The following is a 17,231-nucleotide window of genomic DNA, read 5'->3' on the forward strand; positions in this document are numbered from 1 at the left end:
TCTATTACGCTGGATTGTGATCTATCACGGTATCCTTATTGTGAGCAAACTTATCAAACGGGAAATCATCCACTGTGAGCATCTCCAGAACCACCGCTTCATACTCAACCATAAAGTCCGCCTCTTCCTGAGTATAAACACCGGCCTCTAATGCAGCCTCAAAACGCTGCTCCGGATGCAGTGCCGTCATAGGCAACTCGCCTTTGGCGTACGCTTTTCCGGCTTTACGATATAACTGCTCGGCTTTGTCGTAGTCTTTCAAGAGACCGTTGTAGGTGGCCACGGGGTTTTGAACCGAACCTGCACCTTCGGTAGTCCAGGTACTGTCAAGCAGCTTGGTACGGATGGGCGTATCAGTAGAGATATACCGAGCCAGTTTGCGGGTCTGGTCATCATGGGGATTACCCCAACGCCGACCCAGCGGCAACGTAATGCTGCGCAGAACCACTGCAACGGCGCGGTTGGGAAGGTTCTGAAGAAACCCCTCAAGAGCCTCTTCCGTGCGATGCAACAAAAACCCAAGGCTGTACTGCATCACTTCTTTTTCGCCCTCCACTGGCTGGGTTTCGTGCCAGTTTTTAAGAACCATGGAGGCCAGGTACAAATTGGATAGCATGTCGCCAAGGCGTGCGGAAATCAGCTCGCGCATTTTAAGGTCGCTGCCCAGAGTTGTCATGGCGGCATCAGAGCACAAGCCAAAGGCAGCACTGAAGCGCGACACAGCTTGCGCGTATTTGCGACTGGCACTGTCGAACGGCACATCTGCACGGCCAAGACCAAGTGCTTGAGTGAAGGCTCGGGCTGCGTTGCCGAAAACCAGACCGGCATGGCCAAAGAAGGCATCATCGAACGCATTGATATCGTCGTTGTCTTTAGCCGCCAACTCCTTGAGCACATACGGATGACAACGAATAGCGCCCTGACCAAAAATCATCAGGCTGCGAGTCATGATGTTAGCGCCTTCCACCGTAATGGACACTGCAGCGCCACTGTAACCAATGCCAAGGTAGTTGCGCGGCCCAAGGGTCACGGTTTTGCCACCGTGCACATCCATGGCATCCGTCAGAACCTCGCGCTGGTATTCCGTCAGGTGATATTTAAGGATGGCAGACGGCACAGCAGGCTTTTCGCCTTTATCGATCATGTTAGCTGTATGATTAACGGCCGACTGGGCAATGTAGGTTTTGGCAGCAATTCGCGCCAGGGGCTCCTGCACACCTTCCATGTCTGCCACAGGCGTATTGAACTGACGACGAATGCGAGTGAATCCACCCGCAGTACCAACAGCGGCAGCTGCCCCACCGGCGGCACCGGAGGGCAACGTAATGCAGCGACCCACGGAAAGGCACTCGACCAGCATACGCCAACCCTGGCCGGCCATTTCCATACCGCCAATAATGTAATCCAGTGGAATGAAAACATCCTTACCAATAATCGGACCATTCAGGAAAGGACTGCCAATGGGGCAATGGCGGCGGCCGATTTCCATGCCGTCGGTATCACGGGGAATCAACGCACAGGTAATGCCGTAGTCTTCGGTTTCGCCAAGCAGCCCGTCAGGGTCGAACATACGAAACGCCAGGCCGACAACCGTCGCGATAGGTGCGAGGGTGATCCAGCGCTTTTCAAAGTTCAGCCTAATGCCTACAACTTCTTTGCCGTCAACTTTCTGTTTGCACACAATACCGGCATCCGGCAGTGATGTGGCATCCGAGCCAGCACGAGGGCCGGTCAGGCCAAAGCAGGGAATTTCCCGACCATCGGCCAGGCGTGGCAAGTAGTGATCCTTCTGTTCATCAGTGCCGTACTTGACCAACAGCTCGCCAGGCCCGAGAGAGTTAGGCACGCCCACAGATACCATCAGTGTTTCATTAGCGGCAATCTTTTGAAGGACGGCTGTCTGCGCTTTTGCAGAGAAACCCAGCCCGCCGTACTCTTTGGGAATAATCATCCCGAAGAACTTCTCTTTTTTGAGGAAGTCCCAAAGCTCTTTCGGCAGGTCGGCCCGCTCTACGGCAACATCCCAGGCATCACACATGGAAATAGCCTGAACACACTGGTCGTCCACAAAGGCCTGTTCTTCGTCGCTTAACCCGGTGTTCCGGTTAATCAGCAAGTTGTGCCAGTCCGGCCGGCCGGTAAACAGCTCGCCATCCCAACCTACGGTGCCGGCCTCGAGGGCAACCTTTTCGGTTTCAGACACTTTCGGGGCAACCTTTTTAAACATGGCGAAAATGCGCGGTGTCAGCCAGCTCTGGCGGAAAGCAGGCAGCCCGGCGGCGGCAGTCGCGGCTGCACCAACAAACAGAATGAAGGCCAGCCACCCGGATGCAAACAGCATCGATAAAACGCCAACCACAACCAATACGCCAATAGCCGATTTAGCACCGGCTTCACGACGCATGACCACCAACAGGCCTGCCAGCGCCACTACAAACAGAATGAAAGTCATCATAGGTTCTCTCTGTCATCCATGGTTAAAGACTCGAAGTTCTACGTTCAAGGCATAGTACCAGATTATCATTCATCAACCGGTGCCGTAGCCGCCAACGGTGAGCGGTGTCGCAAAACACTTACGCCGTGACAATGACCCGAATACCTTCCAGTGCCAGGCTCGCATGCCCAATTGCCTCACGGGCGGCGCTCAGCTGATTGCGGAAGTAATCGATTTCCTCTTCCCGAATAGCCGGATTCACTTTTTTCAGAGCTTCCAGCCGACGAATTTCCGGCTCAACATTGGCCGCTAATTGCTCCAGCGCCTTTTGCTTCATCGGCTCCAGGTGCGGTTCAGACAGCCGCTCCACATGGTCCACCATAGTTTCTACCTGTGGCCGGATCTGCGGCACAACCGCCTGTGCCGTGCGGCGTCGGATGTTTGAACACAGGTCGTTCAAACGATCATGGGGCAAAGCTGCCGAAAGCTCTTTACCGTTCACATCTACCAACAAGCGCAGGGGCGAAACGGGCAAATAGCGAGTTAACTGCAAGGCGTCCGGTGCAGGGCAATGCACCGTCATCACCGCCTCCATCAGCAGAGTACCGGCAGGCAACGCCTTCACCGACAAACTGGCCAACGCTGCTTTGCCCAACCCGGAACTGGTTACAGAATCCATCACCCCGGTGACCATCGGGTGTTCCCAGCTCATAAAGGCAATGTCTTCGCGCTCCAGGGCATGCTGGCGGTCCCAGGTAACGGTTACACCGTCCTCCGGCAATTCGGCTACATGCCCTGCCTGATACTGCTCGCCCGGGCGCAGAATGTCGGCATGCTCCGAGTGATCCTCTATGTCCACCCCGAGAATATCGAACGCTTCTACCATGTAGTCCCGCACCTGTGCGGAGCCCTCCTCCTCTTCAATGCCGGCAATCAGCGTATCCGCAATATCGCCCCGGCAGGAGTTAAGCTCAATCAGCGCATCCCGGCCATTCTGCAGGAGTGTTTTAAGCCGGGCAGCCTCGGCAGAGGACGATTCCACCAAACTGTTCAGCGCAGAAAACTCGCCATCAATGGCACTCTGCCATTGCTTGCTAACCTTTTCCTGCACCGCGACACCCACCGCGCAACTCTCGGCAAATGCGTTCAAGCCCTCATGGAACCAGTGGTACTGAATCTCCTGAGAAGTGCCTTGAAGATAGGGAATGTGGATATCAATGGTCTGGGTTTGACCAATCCGGTCAAGACGGCCAATTCGCTGTTCGAGCAAATCCGGGTTGGCGGGCAGATCAAACAGCACCAGATGGTGAGCAAACTGAAAGTTGCGACCTTCGCTGCCAATCTCTGAACAGATCAACGCCTGAGCGCCTTGTTCATCGTCGGCAAAATAGGCCGCGGCGCGATCACGCTCCACAAGACTCAGGTGTTCATGAAATGCGGCGCTGCGAATACCGGCCCGCAACTGAAGATAGTGTTCCAGAGCCATGGCCGTTTCAGCCCTGGCGCAGATAACCACCACTTTAGCCGGGCGTAGCCCTGCCAGTTTTTTCTCCAGCCAGGCAACTCTGGGGTCCTCGGCTAACCACTGTTCTTCAGGCACTGATTGCTCTGGTGCCAACCCCGGGTAACCGACTTCCTGACCCTGGTACATGGCCGGGAGTTCCAGGGGCACGGCGTTTACGCGGCGCTCGGGAAACCCCTGAATGGCCGCCCGGGTGTTGCGAAACAGAACCCGCCCGGTGCCGTGGCGATCGAGCAATGCGTCAATAATGGACTGACGTGGCGAATCGCTTTTCAACAACTGCTGCAGCTCATCGCCCAACCAGCTCTCCAGTGCTTTCTGGTCGTCACCATGAATGTCTGCATTCTCGTCCTGCAGGCGCCGCACAACGCTATTGATCGCTTCGTACTGTTGCTCTTCGTCCTGAAACGCCTGTAAGTCGTGAAAACGCGCCGGATCCAGCAAGCGAAGCCGGGCAAAGTGACTGGCTACGCCCACCTGTTCCGGTGTTGCGGTCAGCAGCAGCAAGCCTTCACTGGCTGCAGACAACTCTTCTATCACTTGATATTCAGGGCTGGCGCCCTCAGGGCTCCAGGCCAGGTGGTGGGCCTCATCTACAATCATCAAGTCCCAGTCGGCCTTTAGTGCATCTTTCCGGGCTTTCTTGCTGTTAACCAGAAAATCGAGACTGCACAACACCAGCTGGTCACTCTCAAACGGATTAATGGCATCTTCATCGCCAAAAATGTGGCTCATCAGTGCGTCGACATCGTCTTCATTGTCTTTCAAGGCGTCGTAGCGGCCCTGATCGACAATAGAAAAACGCAGATTAAAGCGACGAAGCATCTCCACCAGCCACTGGTGAATCAGCGAGTCAGGCACCACAATCAGAGCGCGGCGGGCGCGACCTGTCTGCAACTGATAATGCAGAATAAGACCGGCCTCAATGGTTTTACCCAGGCCAACTTCATCGGCCAGAAGCACTCGCGGCGCGTGACGCTTTGCGACTTCGTGAGCAATGTAAATCTGGTGCTGCAAGTGTTGTGTGCGCGCACCAATCAGCCCCCTGGCCGGCGAGGCACGCAGCCGATCCATGTGCTGAATTGTTGCGAAACGCAGGCGGAACGCCCCGTTTCGATCAAATTGACCGGCAAACAGGCGCTGATGGGGCGCAGAGAAATTCACCGACCCGGCAAGCTTTACTTCAGATATCTGCTCAAGGTTTTCCTCAAGCCCTTCACTGTTAACAAGCTCAGCGTGATACAACAGCACACCACCAAGGTCCTCTACCGCACGCACGGTGTATTTGGCGCCTTCAAAGGTCTCTATCTCCTCGCCAAGCTGGTACACAATGCGCGAAAGCGGTGCATTATCAATGGCGTAAGTGCGCTCTTCATCAGCGGCAGGAAACCCCAGGGTAACCCGCCGACCGGAAATGTCCGTCACTATGCCCAAACCAAGCGCTGTATCACTGTGACTCACCCAACGCTGACCAACCACAAATTCCGATGCGTCCAAAAAACCTCCAAACTCTTTAATTTCGTGTTGCGCCGTTTTCACGCACCCAATAGGCAGTTGCACCGCAGACGGCTGCAGGAACCACGATTAAATTCAAAACCGGCACCATGGCGGCCAGGGCAACCGGCAGCCCGAATCCCACTGCAGACAGCCGGGTGTCAGCAAGCAGCTGACGCAATGCCTTAAAGCTCACCCTGTGGTTATCTGCAGGGTAATCTACATATTGCAACGCCATCATCCAGCTGTTGAAGACAAACCACAGCACTGCAGCGATCAAGTTAACTACCGGGATAAGCCCTATAACAAACAGGCCAATAGCCCGCGGCAAGTAATAAACAATTTTTTGTACTTCGCGCCAGAGCGCTCGGGGAATGTCCTTTATAATAGCTGCCCAGCCGTCGTCAGGACTGACTTCCTGGCCGGTAAGGTGTTTTTCGGTGAGTTCTGCAAGGTAACCATAAAACGGGGAACCAATAAGATTGGCAAGGATCACAAAACCGTAGGCCAGCATGAGCAGGATGACAGCTCCGTACAGGATCCAGAACAGCCAGTCCAGCGACTGCAGCCAGGCCCAATCGGGCAGCCAGCCCATGGCTGTGGCGATTAACGCACTGAAAACCTCACCCAAAAAATAGAAAAGCAACCCGAAGAGCAGAATGTTAATGACAAGCGGAATCACGACAAACAGCCGCAAGCCAGGCTGGCGTATCAGGCGGAAGCCCTCACCCAGATAGCCCAGCCCACGAAAAAAATTACCTCTGAGCATTACTGAATAGTCCTCCGCTTCGATGACAGTGACGGGGCGCAAAGCATATCATGTTGAAAACCTCCACACAGCCAGAGAACTCTGACGGATGTCACCAATGGCAACACTGAAAAACCAACTGCTGGCGCTGCTTAACTTTCAGCCACTGTGGCGCACGGCTCTTATACTGTCCGTGATAGGCGTTGGCTATCTGGCGACCACAAGCAACGATTACCCGATCCCCTCAGCGTCCAGCGATAAAGTGAATCACCTGATCGCGTTTTTTGAGCTCACTATTGTTACCCGGCTTGCCTGGCCGCAACTGCGCGTTCTCTGGTATGTGCCCGCGCTTCTTGGCTTCGGGCTGGGCATTGAAGCCGTTCAGGCCAACCTGCCTTACCGGGACTTTTCCTTTGCGGATGTCGCAGCCGACGGCGCAGGAATACTGATAGGGCTTTTACCCTGGCCGGGCATACGCAAACCCCGCAAAAGAGATTTGAGAGATTCACCTGAAATCTTGTGAGATATCTCGCACAATCCTGTAGGAACTTACGGTAAGTTTGCGTACGCAGCGGTTGCCAGCATCGCTAAAAAAGCTCCCAAGCTGCTGATATGTATAGCTCACCATCTCAAAAACCACAAAACATGCCGCATAAGTGTTCAGAGTTGATAGGTTTCCATGTAATCAATTGCTATAGTGTGGTCGTCAAGGATGACAGGGAAAAGGACGATGCACTGGATGCACCCTTGCAAGGACTGCAGGGAGAAGCAAGGACTCACGGATACCAGGCTTAAGGGACAACTATTCGGGTTGCTGGCCAGGAAGCCGGCACCAGGGAATGGCACAAGGACTCGCAACACGGCTGTTGCACGCAGCGCAAGGACGCGCTGATCTGTTTCGTTAAAGGGTAACCCATGGGTTACCCTTTTTTGTGCAAAACTTGCGTACGCGCCGCTTAAAAACCAATCACAAAGCAGAAAAACCCCATATCCGCTATACTGCCGCTTCATTATAGCAAGCGGTTGAACCCTGAAATGGCAAGCAGACCTGATACCGACAACTTCCTTTCCCTGTTCCTGAACGACGTTCCTCTGATGGATGTGCGAGCGCCTGTAGAATTTGCAAAAGGCAGCTTCCCTGGCGCTGAAAACGCGCCACTCATGAATGACGAGGAACGACACCGCGTAGGCATCTGTTATAAAGACAAGGGTCAGGACGAAGCCATCAGACTAGGCCATCAACTGGTAGCCGGCGACATCAAAGCCCAGCGCATCGAAGCCTGGAAACGATTTGGAGCACGCCATCCGGAGGGCTATTTATTCTGCTTCCGGGGCGGCTTGCGATCCAGGCTGACTCAGCAGTGGATAAAAGAGGCAGGCATTGACTACCCGCTCGTTCAGGGTGGATACAAGGCTTTGCGTCGGTATCTTATAGATGGCCTGGAAAGCCTTGTTGAAACGGGCAGTTTTCAAATCATCAGCGGGCGCACAGGAACAGGCAAAACCCGGGTACTGCAACAGCTGCCGAATCCGGTAGACCTTGAGGGGCTGGCAAACCACAGAGGCTCCAGCTTCGGGCGTCAGGTAACACCACAGCCATCACAGATAGATTTCGAAAACCGTTTAGCGGTTGCCATGTTAAAGGCCCACCACTTGATTGGCGGCCCGGTGTATCTGGAAGATGAAAGCCGTCTGGTTGGCCGCTGCGCCATACCGGACTCCCTGAAGGAGCGCATGGCACACGCGCCCCTGCTTGTTCTGGAACAATCACTGGAAGACCGCACACAGATTATCCGGGAAGACTACGTAGAAAACATGACGGCTGATTATATGGCACGTGACGGCGATGAAGCCGGCTGGCTGAATTTTCGGGACTACCTTCTGGGGGCGCTTGAACGCATAAGCAAACGCCTGGGCGGCGATCGGTATAGCCAATTGCGCGGCTTTATGGAGCAAGCGCTGGTAAAACAGGAAAGCACCGGCGATGTTCATGCCCACGATGCCTGGATTCAACCGCTTCTTCAAAACTATTACGACCCGATGTACGACTATCAGCTTGGGCAAAAACAAGGGGAAATACTGGTTCGCGGTGGCCCGGATGTCATTATCGACTGGGCCAAAGGGAATACCTCTGCGTAAGGTACAGGCATTGCCACCATCACCTTGATGTACCTCGGCCGCTTTGTCTGCTATATAAAGCGCTGAATACACCCATTCATTTCAGACTTACGCTGAAAATTTAAGCGTATCAAAAATCGAAAATCACAAGGAGCCCCTATGGAAGACTTATTCAGCGCCGACGGACCCGCCTCGGAATACATTGATCAGGCTATTTCACTGGTCATGACTTACGCGCCGAAGGTTCTGCTGGCCATTATCACGCTGATTATCGGTTTGTGGCTGATTAATCGCCTTGTGACCCTGTTGGACTCCAAACTGGGCAAAAAAGACCCTACGCTGAACAAGTTTTTATGCGGATTAATCGGCGTTGTTCTCAAAGTGCTGCTGCTGGTTTCCGTTGCCTCCATGGTCGGCATTGCAACCACATCCTTTGTGGCTCTCATCGGTGCGGCCGGTTTGGCTGTTGGCCTGGCCCTGCAGGGTAGCCTTGCAAACTTCGCCGGCGGCGTACTGATTTTGATTTTCAAGCCGTTCAAGGTTGGCGATACCATAGAAGCACAGGGCTATTTGGGTGCCGTAGATGAGATCAGCATTCTCTACACCATTGTGAATACCTTCGATAACCGCAGAATTGTTATTCCGAACGGCAGCTTGTCCAACGCCACGCTGGTAAATGTGAGCATCTACAACACCCGCCGCTGCGATATGACATTCGGCATTCGCTACGGCGACGACATTGACAAAGCCAAGGCTATACTGCAACGCTTGATGGAAGAAGATGAGCGCTCGCTGACCGACCCGGCACCCAGAATCTGCGTGGGCAGTCTTGGCGAAAGCTCAGTTAACCTGATGTTCCGTGTCTGGGTCGCCACAGACGATTTGTGGCCATATTATTGGGACATGCACGAAAGTGTCAGAAAAGCGTTTGACGAAGAAGGCCTGCATGCTCCGCTGCCACAGCGTAACGTTAATATGCAGCAGATTGGACAAGAAACAGCAACCGCGCAAAATGATACAACACGTTACTCGCAAACTCGGTAACCTCAGCTAAGCTGACCAATAATGGCGGGGCAAAATACGCCCCGTCAGACCGTCGTCGAAGCGGAGCTGGCATCAAGTCAGCCGCTCCGGATTGCTGTCATTGCTGGTAGGAGGCTTTCATTGTGCCGATACAGCAGCTAAAAGAGTTTCTTGATGAGGCAAATGTTGAATACATGTGCCTTAATCACCCTCCCGCGTTTACCGCCCAGGAACTGGCTCACCACGTAAAAATTGCAGGTGACAAGGTTGCCAAGACCGTTATTATCGAGCTGGATGGGAAAATGGCTATGCTGGTCATGCCGGCCACCTGGCGTGTACGCTGGGATAGCCTTTCCCGCATACTGGATACCGACTTTGTCGACCTGGCCGATGAACAGGCTTTCCAGGATCGGTTTCCGGATTGCGAAGTCGGTGCCATGCCGCCGTTTGGCAGCCTTTTTGGCATGACGGTTTATTGTGCAGAGGCTCTGACAGATCAAACTGAACTCGCCTTTGCCGCGGGAAGCCATACCGAAACCCTGCATATGAAGACCCGGGATTTCCTGAACCTGGCTCAGCCAATGGTACTCAACAGGGGCTTTATCAAACCTGGCTCGCAGAAACCGGCCTGGCTTTTGAAAAGCCGTCACCGGCCTGAGAACTCACCAGAGCGCAGTGTGTCTGGCATGCTGGAGTAAGAGTGCATTTATAGCCGGCTTGATCTCCGTCGCTTGTCTGTTTTTTGCCTTCGCGTAAACTGTGGGCATCAGACAGGAACCCGATATGACTCAAGCTTTTGATATTGTGATTGTCGGCGCCGGCATGGTCGGTGCCGCTCTTGCCACCGGCCTCGGACGTGAAGGCTTTCACGTTGCGATGGTTGATCGCGCACCTGCCCCCACATTCGATCCGGAAGCCGCTCCAGACATCCGCGTGTCTGCCTTAAGTGTTGGCAGCGAACGATACTTGCAAAGCCTGGGCGCCTGGGATCACATACTCAAGATGCGTGCGACCCCCTATCATCGCCTCGCCGTGTGGGATGAGACCCAACACCCGCTTAGCAAGCTTTTGCCGCGAACCGCGAACCGGGTGGAATTCAATGCTGCCGGTCTGAACACCACGCACCTCGGTCATATCGTTGAAAACTCAGTCACCCAGCAAGGCCTTTGGCAAGCAGCAAAAGCAGAGCCCAGCGTTACCACACTGGCCGGCAATGGCGTGTCCAGTATTACCCAGACACATGAGCTGGCAACGGTAACGCTTGAGAACAACAAGCAGTTAACCGCCGCACTGGTTATCGGCGCCGATGGTGGCCAATCTCGGGTGCGAGACATGGCTGGCATAGGTGTTACCCGGAATCAGTATGGCCAGCAGGCCATGGTGATTTCTGTGCGCTATCAAGGCGAAGTGGAAGACATCACCTGGCAGGGTTTCTATCCTTCTGGCCCCAGGGCCTTTTTGCCATTGCATAGCGCAGGCCCCGACTACCCGGGCGAGAGCCGAGGATCACTGGTATGGTACGACGCACCCGAGAACATCGCGCGCCTTAAAAGCCTGAGCCACGACGCATTGATGGCAGAAATCCAGCGGAGCTTTCCGGCAGAACTGCCGCATCTAACTCATATTGACGGCCGGGCCAGCTTCCCCATCGCCCGGCAACACGCCAAGCACTACTCGGCTGGGCGCATTGTGCTGACGGGTGACGCCGCCCACACCATCAACCCGCTGGCAGGCCAGGGTGTGAATCTCGGTTTCCAGGATGCCCAGTGTTTGCAGGCTATTCTGAGGGAGGCTTGGCGCGCGGGTGAGGATTTGGCAAATTCCACACGGTTGGCCAGCTACGAACAGCAACGCAGGCCGGCGAACCGGCGCATGATGTTTGCCATGGATGCGTTCTACCACCTGTTCAGTAACCAGGCTCCGCCGCTCCACTTGCTTCGGAACATCGGGCTGGGAACCGCCCGAGCCGTCCCCTTCGCCCGTAACCAGGTGGCACGTTATGCCATGGGGATCGATGACGAACTACCGGCGGTCATCCGGCAATTAACCGCCAGGCTTCCGGGACTGAACCAACTTTGAGTGCATGAAAAACCAAGCGACAAAACAGGAATCCATCATGGCAGATACGCTTTTCACAAAAATCATCAACCGCGAAATCCCTGCTGACATTGTTTATGAAGACGACATCAGTCTGGCATTCCGCGATATCAACCCTCAGGCACCGGTGCATTTGCTGATAATTCCGAAAAAAGCAATTGCCACCATCAATGATATCGAGGAGATGGACCGCGAACTGGCTGGCCACTTATTCTGGGTTGCCGCCAAACTTGCCAAAGACATGGGCTTCGCTGAGGACGGTTACCGCACCGTGATGAACTGTGGTGAAAACTCCGGCCAGACGGTGTTTCACATTCACCTTCATCTGTTGGCGGGCAAGCCATTGGGCTGGCCTCCTTATACCGACAAAATGAAGCAAGCCTGAATAGCCCTGAAAAAGGCATACAGTGGGGCCTAGCGCCCCACAACCCGCTCTGCTTCCTCCATGGAAGTATGGCGGACGTCCTCCCCCTTGACCATAAAGATCACGTTCTCGGCAATGTTGCAGGCGTGATCCCCGACTCGCTCCAGCGCTCGCAGAACCCACATCACCGACATGCAACGTGAAATGTTGCGGGCGTCTTCCATCATGAAGGTCAGCAGGGTTCGTGCGGCGGTCTGATATTCTTCATCCACTCGCTTGTCTTCTTTCATCACCTGCAAAGCCTGCTCAGAATCCAGCCTGGCAAACGCATCAAGCGAGTCGTGAAGCATGCTCATTACATGGGCACCAATGTGGCGGACTTCTCCGTACCCTTGGGGCGACGTTCCTTCCTCGGACAACTTCATTGCAAACTTGGCAATTTTTTTGGCTTCATCCCCCACTCGCTCCAAGTCCGCAACCATTCGGATCACCGAGATGACCAGTCGCAAATCCCGGGCCGTTGGCTGTCGACGGGCGATAATAAGCATGGCTTCCTCATCAATATCCATCTCCATCCGGTCCACCAACCTGTCCTTGCTCCGGATTTCTTCTGCGAAAGAGGCATCACCTTCCATTAATGCCACAACGGCACTGCCTATCTGAGCTTCTACCAAGCCGCCCATTTTCAGAAAACGGGTTTTCAGGGCCAGAAGTTCATCGTTAAATTTATTGGAGATGTGATCCCCATAAACGTCATCTGTTTTAGCAACCATTCTGGGTTCCTCTCTTGTTCCGGGCACCTGGATCAGCCGAAACGGCCCGTAATATAGGACTCGGTCAGTTCGTGTTCCGGTGTGGTAAATACTTTGCTGGTGTCGTTTACTTCCACAAGATGGCCCAGGTGGAAATAGGCGGTGCGGTTAGATACCCGAGCGGCCTGCTGCATGGAATGAGTTACGATCACAATGGTGTAATTCTGGGACAATTCGGCAATCAGCTCTTCAATTCGGGCAGTGGCGATAGGATCCAGCGCGGAACACGGCTCATCCATCAAAACCACTTCCGGGCCTACAGCTATGGTCCGGGCGATGCATAATCGCTGCTGCTGACCACCAGACATGCCGGTTGCCATGGCGTCCAGACGATCCTTCACCTCGCTCCACAGGCCGGCCTTGCGCAAGCTGCGTTCTACAATGTCATCGAGCTCCGATTTGCGATTAGCCAGGCCATGAATGCGCGGGCCATAGGCAACGTTATCGTAGATCGACTTGGGGAAAGGGTTGGGCTTCTGGAACACCATGCCCACACGGGCACGCAGCTCCACCACATCTTGCTTGGCTACATAGATGTCCTGGCCATCCAGTTGCAGAGAACCTTTAACCCGACAGCTCTCAATACTGTCGTTCATGCGGTTCAGGCAACGCAAAAAGGTAGATTTGCCACAGCCAGATGGCCCGATAAAGGCAATCACTTCATTGCGGGCAATATCCAGGCTGATGTTTCTGATCGCCTGGGTTTCGCCATAAAATACGTTAACATTCCGCAGTTTGAATTTCGGTTCGTCCGAGAAAGGGATACCAACGGTTCGCCCCTCTTCAATCATGGTTTCTGCTGGATTCATATTCATGCCCATAGGAGTGATCTCGTTACCACCGGCGCTCAAGACGCTTACGCAGCCAGATGGCGAATGCATTCATAGTAATGAGGAAGGCGAGCAAAACCATGATGCCCGCGGAGGCCAACTCCACGAAGCCTTGCTCAGCACTGCCGGCCCAGATAAAAATTTGTACGGGCAAAACGGTGGCGGAACTGAAGAATCCCTCTGGAATGTCCACTATAAACGCCACCATCCCGATCAATAAAAGAGGCGCAGTTTCACCCAATGCCTGGGCCATGCCGATAATGGAACCGGTCAGCATACCGGGCATGGCCAAAGGCAACACATGGTGCAGAACCACCTGCATTTTCGATGCGCCAATGCCTTGGGCAGCCTCGCGAACCGACGGCGGCACGCTTTTAATCGCAGCCCGACTTGAGATAATGATGGTAGGCAATGTCATCAGCGCCAGCACCAGGCCCCCCACCACGGGCACCGACCTGGGCATACCGAACAAACCAATAAACACCGCCAGCCCCAGCAATCCGAAGATAATGGAAGGCACCGCAGCCAGGTTGTTGATGTTCACCTCAATAAAGTCTGTGAGCCAGTTACGGGGCGCAAATTCTTCAAGATAAACGGCCGCTGACACGCCCACGGGGAAGGCGATGACCAGGGTAACCCCCATGGTCAGTACCGACCCGATCAGCGCCCCGAGAATGCCCGCATTAGACGGCTCTCTTGAGTCACCCCGGCTGAAGAACACATCGTTGAAGGCGGCATCAATCACGCCTTTGCGGCGTAGCTCATCTGTCCACCGTTGCTGCTGCTCAGTCAAACGTATGGAGTACCCGGAATCGCCCGCATGCTTTACATAAACCGACACCGTATCGTGGGCCGGAAACTCCATCGTTACCTTGGTGCCCAACAAACCCGGGTTTGCTTTCAGCAGGTCGCGCACCTGATTGCTGGCGTAGCTGCCGGTCATCCGGCTGAGTTCCCGCTTATCGCCGCGGCTTGTAGCCTGCGGAAAATACCTTTGCAGCGCTTGGATAATGGGCGCCTGAAAATCCGCCATGGCGATCTGATCCGGGTCCGTGGCGTCATTCAGATACATCAGCTCGCCATCCAAATGCACCTCCAGAGTTACCGTGGTTTTGATGAAACCGGTATAGCCCTTGCTGATAATATCTGTGAACAGCGCCACCAGTGAAAACAGCGCAATCGCGATGGCGGCTATGCCATAGCACCGGAAGCGGCGTTCTTTACGGTAGCGGCGCTTGAGCGACCGGCGGACAAGCTCCGCCTGCGAGCCTGGATCAGTCATATTGTTCCCTGTATTTGCGCACCACTTTCAGTGCAATCACATTCAACAGCAGCGTTACGATGAATAGCATCATGCCGAGCGCGAATGCAGCCAGGGTTTTTGCGCTGTCAAATTCCTGGTCGCCAGTTAGCAGGCTGACAATCTGCACCGTTACGGTGGTCACCGAATCCAACGGATTGGCAGTCAGGTTTGCCGCCAGGCCGGCAGCCATCACCACAATCATGGTTTCGCCTATGGCCCGGGAAGCCGCCAGCAAGATACCCCCCATAATGCCTGGCAATGCTGCGGGGAAAATCACGTTCTTCATGGTTTCGGATTGAGTGGCGCCCAGTGCCAATGAGCCATCCCGAAGGGTTCTCGGAACCGCGTTGATCACATCGTCAGACAGTGACGACACAAACGGAATAATCATAATGCCCATTACCAGCCCCGCAGCCAGCGCACTCTGGGAGGAGGCCTCAAGCCCCAGCGCCAACGCCAGATCACGGATAAAAGGCGCCACCGTGAGCGCTGCAAAGAAGCCGTAAACCACTGTGGGCACGCCAGCCAGCATCTCCAGCAATGGCTTAACCACCGCACGAACCGGCCGGCTGGCGTATTCGGAAAGGTACACCGCCGACAACAGGCCGACTGGCACGGCGATCAACAAGGCAATGGCGGAAATCATCAGGGTTCCGGTGAACAGCGGAATAACGCCGAACGCGCCCTCTGAGCCTATCTGGTCGGCACGTAGCGCCGTTTGCGGGCTCCAGCTGGTACCAAACAGAAACTCACTGATCGGCACTTTGCCAAAAAACCGGAAGGTTTCGAAAATAACGGAAAAAACTATGCCGATGGTGGTAAGAATCGCCACGGCGGCGCACACAAAAAACAGTCTCTGAAGCGTACGTTCAACGCTCTTACGAGCATTGATGTGCGGCGCGACCCGTGCCCATGCGAAAGCACCGCCCAGAACGGCTAACAGAATCACCAACAGCGTTTTGAATTGACCGCTTTGCTCACGCAGTTCTTGCAACAGTGTTGCTGCGCCGGAAATCCCATCCGGAACTATAGCCGGGTTCAGCTTGCCGGCAGCCAGGTTACTGACCTGGGAAAGCGTTAGGCTGGCCTGACCCTCCGACTGTGGCGCTAATTCTTCGGACAGGGAGGCCATCACTATGTCTTGAATGACCTTGCCCTCAAAGGCCGCCCAAACGCCCAGGATGATCAGCGCCGGGATTGCACACCAAAGTGCGGCCCTGGCGGCATAGTACGCCGGCAGAGCCTTGAGATTACGAATGCCGCCAAGAGGTGCTGCTACCGCACGGGAACGCATATAAGCGAACCCGAAAGCGACTGCGGCAAGCACCAGAACCAGGGGCAATAAATCAGCGGTCTGCATTAAAGCGCATCACCTGTCATTGGTTTAAGCGCTCTAACCGCCTTCGCCGTTTCCATGCGCACATTGCGTGGGTTCGGAATCAGGCCCACATCCACCAGGTAGCCGTTATCACCCCAGGCATTTTCGGTGGTGAACGCCTCGGCATATTCCTGAATACCCGGCACCACACCTACGTGGGCGTTCTTGATGTAGAAAAACAACGAGCGGGCCACCGGGTACCGCTCATCGGCAATGGTATCTGGCGTAGGTTCAACACCGTTAATGGTTGAGGCCTGAATTTCACCGCTGTTTTCCATCAGGAAGCTGTACCCGAAAATCCCCAGGGTGTCTTTATCCTGCACCAGACGCTGCACGATCAAATTGTCGTTTTCGCCGGCTTCTACAAACGGGCCGTCTTCCCGCATACTGTGGCATACAGATTTGTAGCGGGATTTGTCGTCGCTTTTGATTTGCGCGATAAAGTCGTAGGTTTTGCAGCCCCCTTCCATGGCGATTTCCACAAAAGCATCCCGGGTACCCGAGGTTGGCGGCGGGCCCATTACGCGAATAGCGGTGTCAGGCAGGCCGGGGTCTACATCACTCCATTTTTTGTAGGGATTCGGCACCAGCTTCTCGCCGCCCACCGGGTCTGGAACGTCTTTGGCCAGCGCAAGGAACACCTGCTTCAGGGTTAAATCGAGCTTCTGAGCGTCCTTCGAGTTGGCGATCACAATTCCATCTGCGCCGATTTTCACTTCGGTGATGGCTTCTACACCGTTACGCTGGCACATCTCGAACTCGCTCAACTTCATCCGGCGGGATGCGTTGGTAATGTCCGGGTTCTGGGTGCCAGTGCCAGCACAAAACAACTTGAAGCCACCGCCCGAACCTGTTGATTCCAACTTAGGTGTTGGAAAATCGGTGTTGCGCCCAAAGCGTTCGGCAACCACCGTGGCAAAAGGGTAAACCGTTGAAGAACCCACAACGTTTACGGTGTCGCGGGCCAGGGCTGGGGCAGAAACCATGGATAACCCGCCAGTCAGAGCAACAATAGCAAGAGCCATATTCGGTTTAATCACGTTAAATCTCCATCAGTCACTTAGTTTGTGTACAGCACCGGTTTACTGATGGGTGAAGGTTAAAGCCC

The 17,231-nt window shown here is 54.6% G+C and carries 14 protein-coding genes; 6 read left to right on the plus strand and 8 right to left on the minus strand.

From position 1 onward, the window contains the following. Nucleotides 1–4 precede the first annotated feature (4 nt). The 3 genes from ACTHYN_RS03440 to cysZ all read right to left on the minus strand — a co-directional run bounded on the left by ACTHYN_RS03440 (nucleotide 5) and on the right by cysZ (nucleotide 6,219). Nucleotides 5–2,452, minus strand: coding sequence for an acyl-CoA dehydrogenase (locus tag ACTHYN_RS03440; protein ID WP_441811137.1), 2,448 nt, complete (start codon nucleotides 2,450–2,452; stop codon nucleotides 5–7). A gap of 121 nt (nucleotides 2,453–2,573) precedes the next feature. Continuing rightward, complete coding sequence (gene rapA / locus ACTHYN_RS03445) at nucleotides 2,574–5,453, minus strand: RNA polymerase-associated protein RapA (RefSeq protein WP_441811104.1); 2,880 nt, start codon at nucleotides 5,451–5,453, stop codon at nucleotides 2,574–2,576. 16 nt (nucleotides 5,454–5,469) lie between these two features. Further along, entirely contained in the window at nucleotides 5,470–6,219 is a 750-nt protein-coding gene (gene cysZ, locus ACTHYN_RS03450; protein ID WP_441811105.1) for a sulfate transporter CysZ, read from the minus strand. A 97-nt stretch (nucleotides 6,220–6,316) separates the two neighbouring features. On the opposite strand from cysZ, the gene ACTHYN_RS03455 reads away from it, so the two are divergent. From ACTHYN_RS03455 to ACTHYN_RS03480, 6 genes are all read left to right on the plus strand, one after another. Then, on the plus strand, nucleotides 6,317–6,721 hold the full coding sequence (locus tag ACTHYN_RS03455) for a VanZ family protein (protein ID WP_441811106.1): 405 nt from the start codon (nucleotides 6,317–6,319) through the stop codon (nucleotides 6,719–6,721). Between the two features lie 512 nt (nucleotides 6,722–7,233). Continuing rightward, entirely contained in the window at nucleotides 7,234–8,337 is a 1,104-nt protein-coding gene (gene mnmH / locus ACTHYN_RS03460) for a tRNA 2-selenouridine(34) synthase MnmH (protein ID WP_441811107.1), read from the plus strand. Nucleotides 8,338–8,475: 138 nt separating this feature from the next. Continuing rightward, entirely contained in the window at nucleotides 8,476–9,360 is an 885-nt protein-coding gene (locus tag ACTHYN_RS03465) for a mechanosensitive ion channel family protein (RefSeq protein ID WP_441811108.1), read from the plus strand. 122 nt (nucleotides 9,361–9,482) lie between these two features. After that, complete coding sequence (locus ACTHYN_RS03470) at nucleotides 9,483–10,037, plus strand: aminoacyl-tRNA deacylase (protein WP_441811109.1); 555 nt, start codon at nucleotides 9,483–9,485, stop codon at nucleotides 10,035–10,037. Nucleotides 10,038–10,122: 85 nt separating this feature from the next. Further along, the gene (locus ACTHYN_RS03475; RefSeq protein ID WP_441811110.1) at nucleotides 10,123–11,418 is read left to right on the plus strand and encodes an FAD-dependent monooxygenase; all 1,296 of its coding nucleotides are present in this window, start codon (nucleotides 10,123–10,125) and stop codon (nucleotides 11,416–11,418) included. Nucleotides 11,419–11,455: 37 nt separating this feature from the next. After that, nucleotides 11,456–11,821: a histidine triad nucleotide-binding protein gene (locus tag ACTHYN_RS03480; protein ID WP_441811111.1), complete on the plus strand. Its 366-nt coding sequence runs from the start codon at nucleotides 11,456–11,458 to the stop codon at nucleotides 11,819–11,821. A 29-nt stretch (nucleotides 11,822–11,850) separates the two neighbouring features. Here ACTHYN_RS03480 and phoU read toward each other — a convergent pair whose 3' ends face one another. From phoU to ACTHYN_RS03505, 5 genes are read right to left on the minus strand one after another with little or no spacing between them, the layout of a single operon-like run. Then, complete coding sequence (gene phoU, locus ACTHYN_RS03485) at nucleotides 11,851–12,573, minus strand: phosphate signaling complex protein PhoU (protein WP_441811112.1); 723 nt, start codon at nucleotides 12,571–12,573, stop codon at nucleotides 11,851–11,853. A 32-nt stretch (nucleotides 12,574–12,605) separates the two neighbouring features. Then, on the minus strand, nucleotides 12,606–13,421 hold the full coding sequence (gene pstB, locus ACTHYN_RS03490) for a phosphate ABC transporter ATP-binding protein PstB (protein WP_441811113.1): 816 nt from the start codon (nucleotides 13,419–13,421) through the stop codon (nucleotides 12,606–12,608). Between the two features lie 25 nt (nucleotides 13,422–13,446). Continuing rightward, a complete protein-coding gene (pstA, locus tag ACTHYN_RS03495; RefSeq protein ID WP_441811114.1) occupies nucleotides 13,447–14,724 on the minus strand; it encodes a phosphate ABC transporter permease PstA in 1,278 nt (425 codons plus the stop codon). After that, nucleotides 14,717–16,105 carry a phosphate ABC transporter permease subunit PstC gene (pstC, locus tag ACTHYN_RS03500; protein WP_441811115.1) on the minus strand — a complete coding sequence of 463 codons (1,389 nt, stop codon included), beginning with the start codon at nucleotides 16,103–16,105 and terminating at the stop codon, nucleotides 14,717–14,719. Before pstC ends, pstA begins: the two co-directional genes overlap by 8 nt. Then, complete coding sequence (locus tag ACTHYN_RS03505; RefSeq protein WP_441811138.1) at nucleotides 16,105–17,148, minus strand: substrate-binding domain-containing protein; 1,044 nt, start codon at nucleotides 17,146–17,148, stop codon at nucleotides 16,105–16,107. Before ACTHYN_RS03505 ends, pstC begins: the two co-directional genes overlap by 1 nt. Nucleotides 17,149–17,231: the final 83 nt, after the last annotated feature.

Origin of the sequence: Marinobacter sp. (assembly GCF_052091845.1) — a bacterium.
Lineage (GTDB): Bacteria > Pseudomonadota > Gammaproteobacteria > Pseudomonadales > Oleiphilaceae > Marinobacter.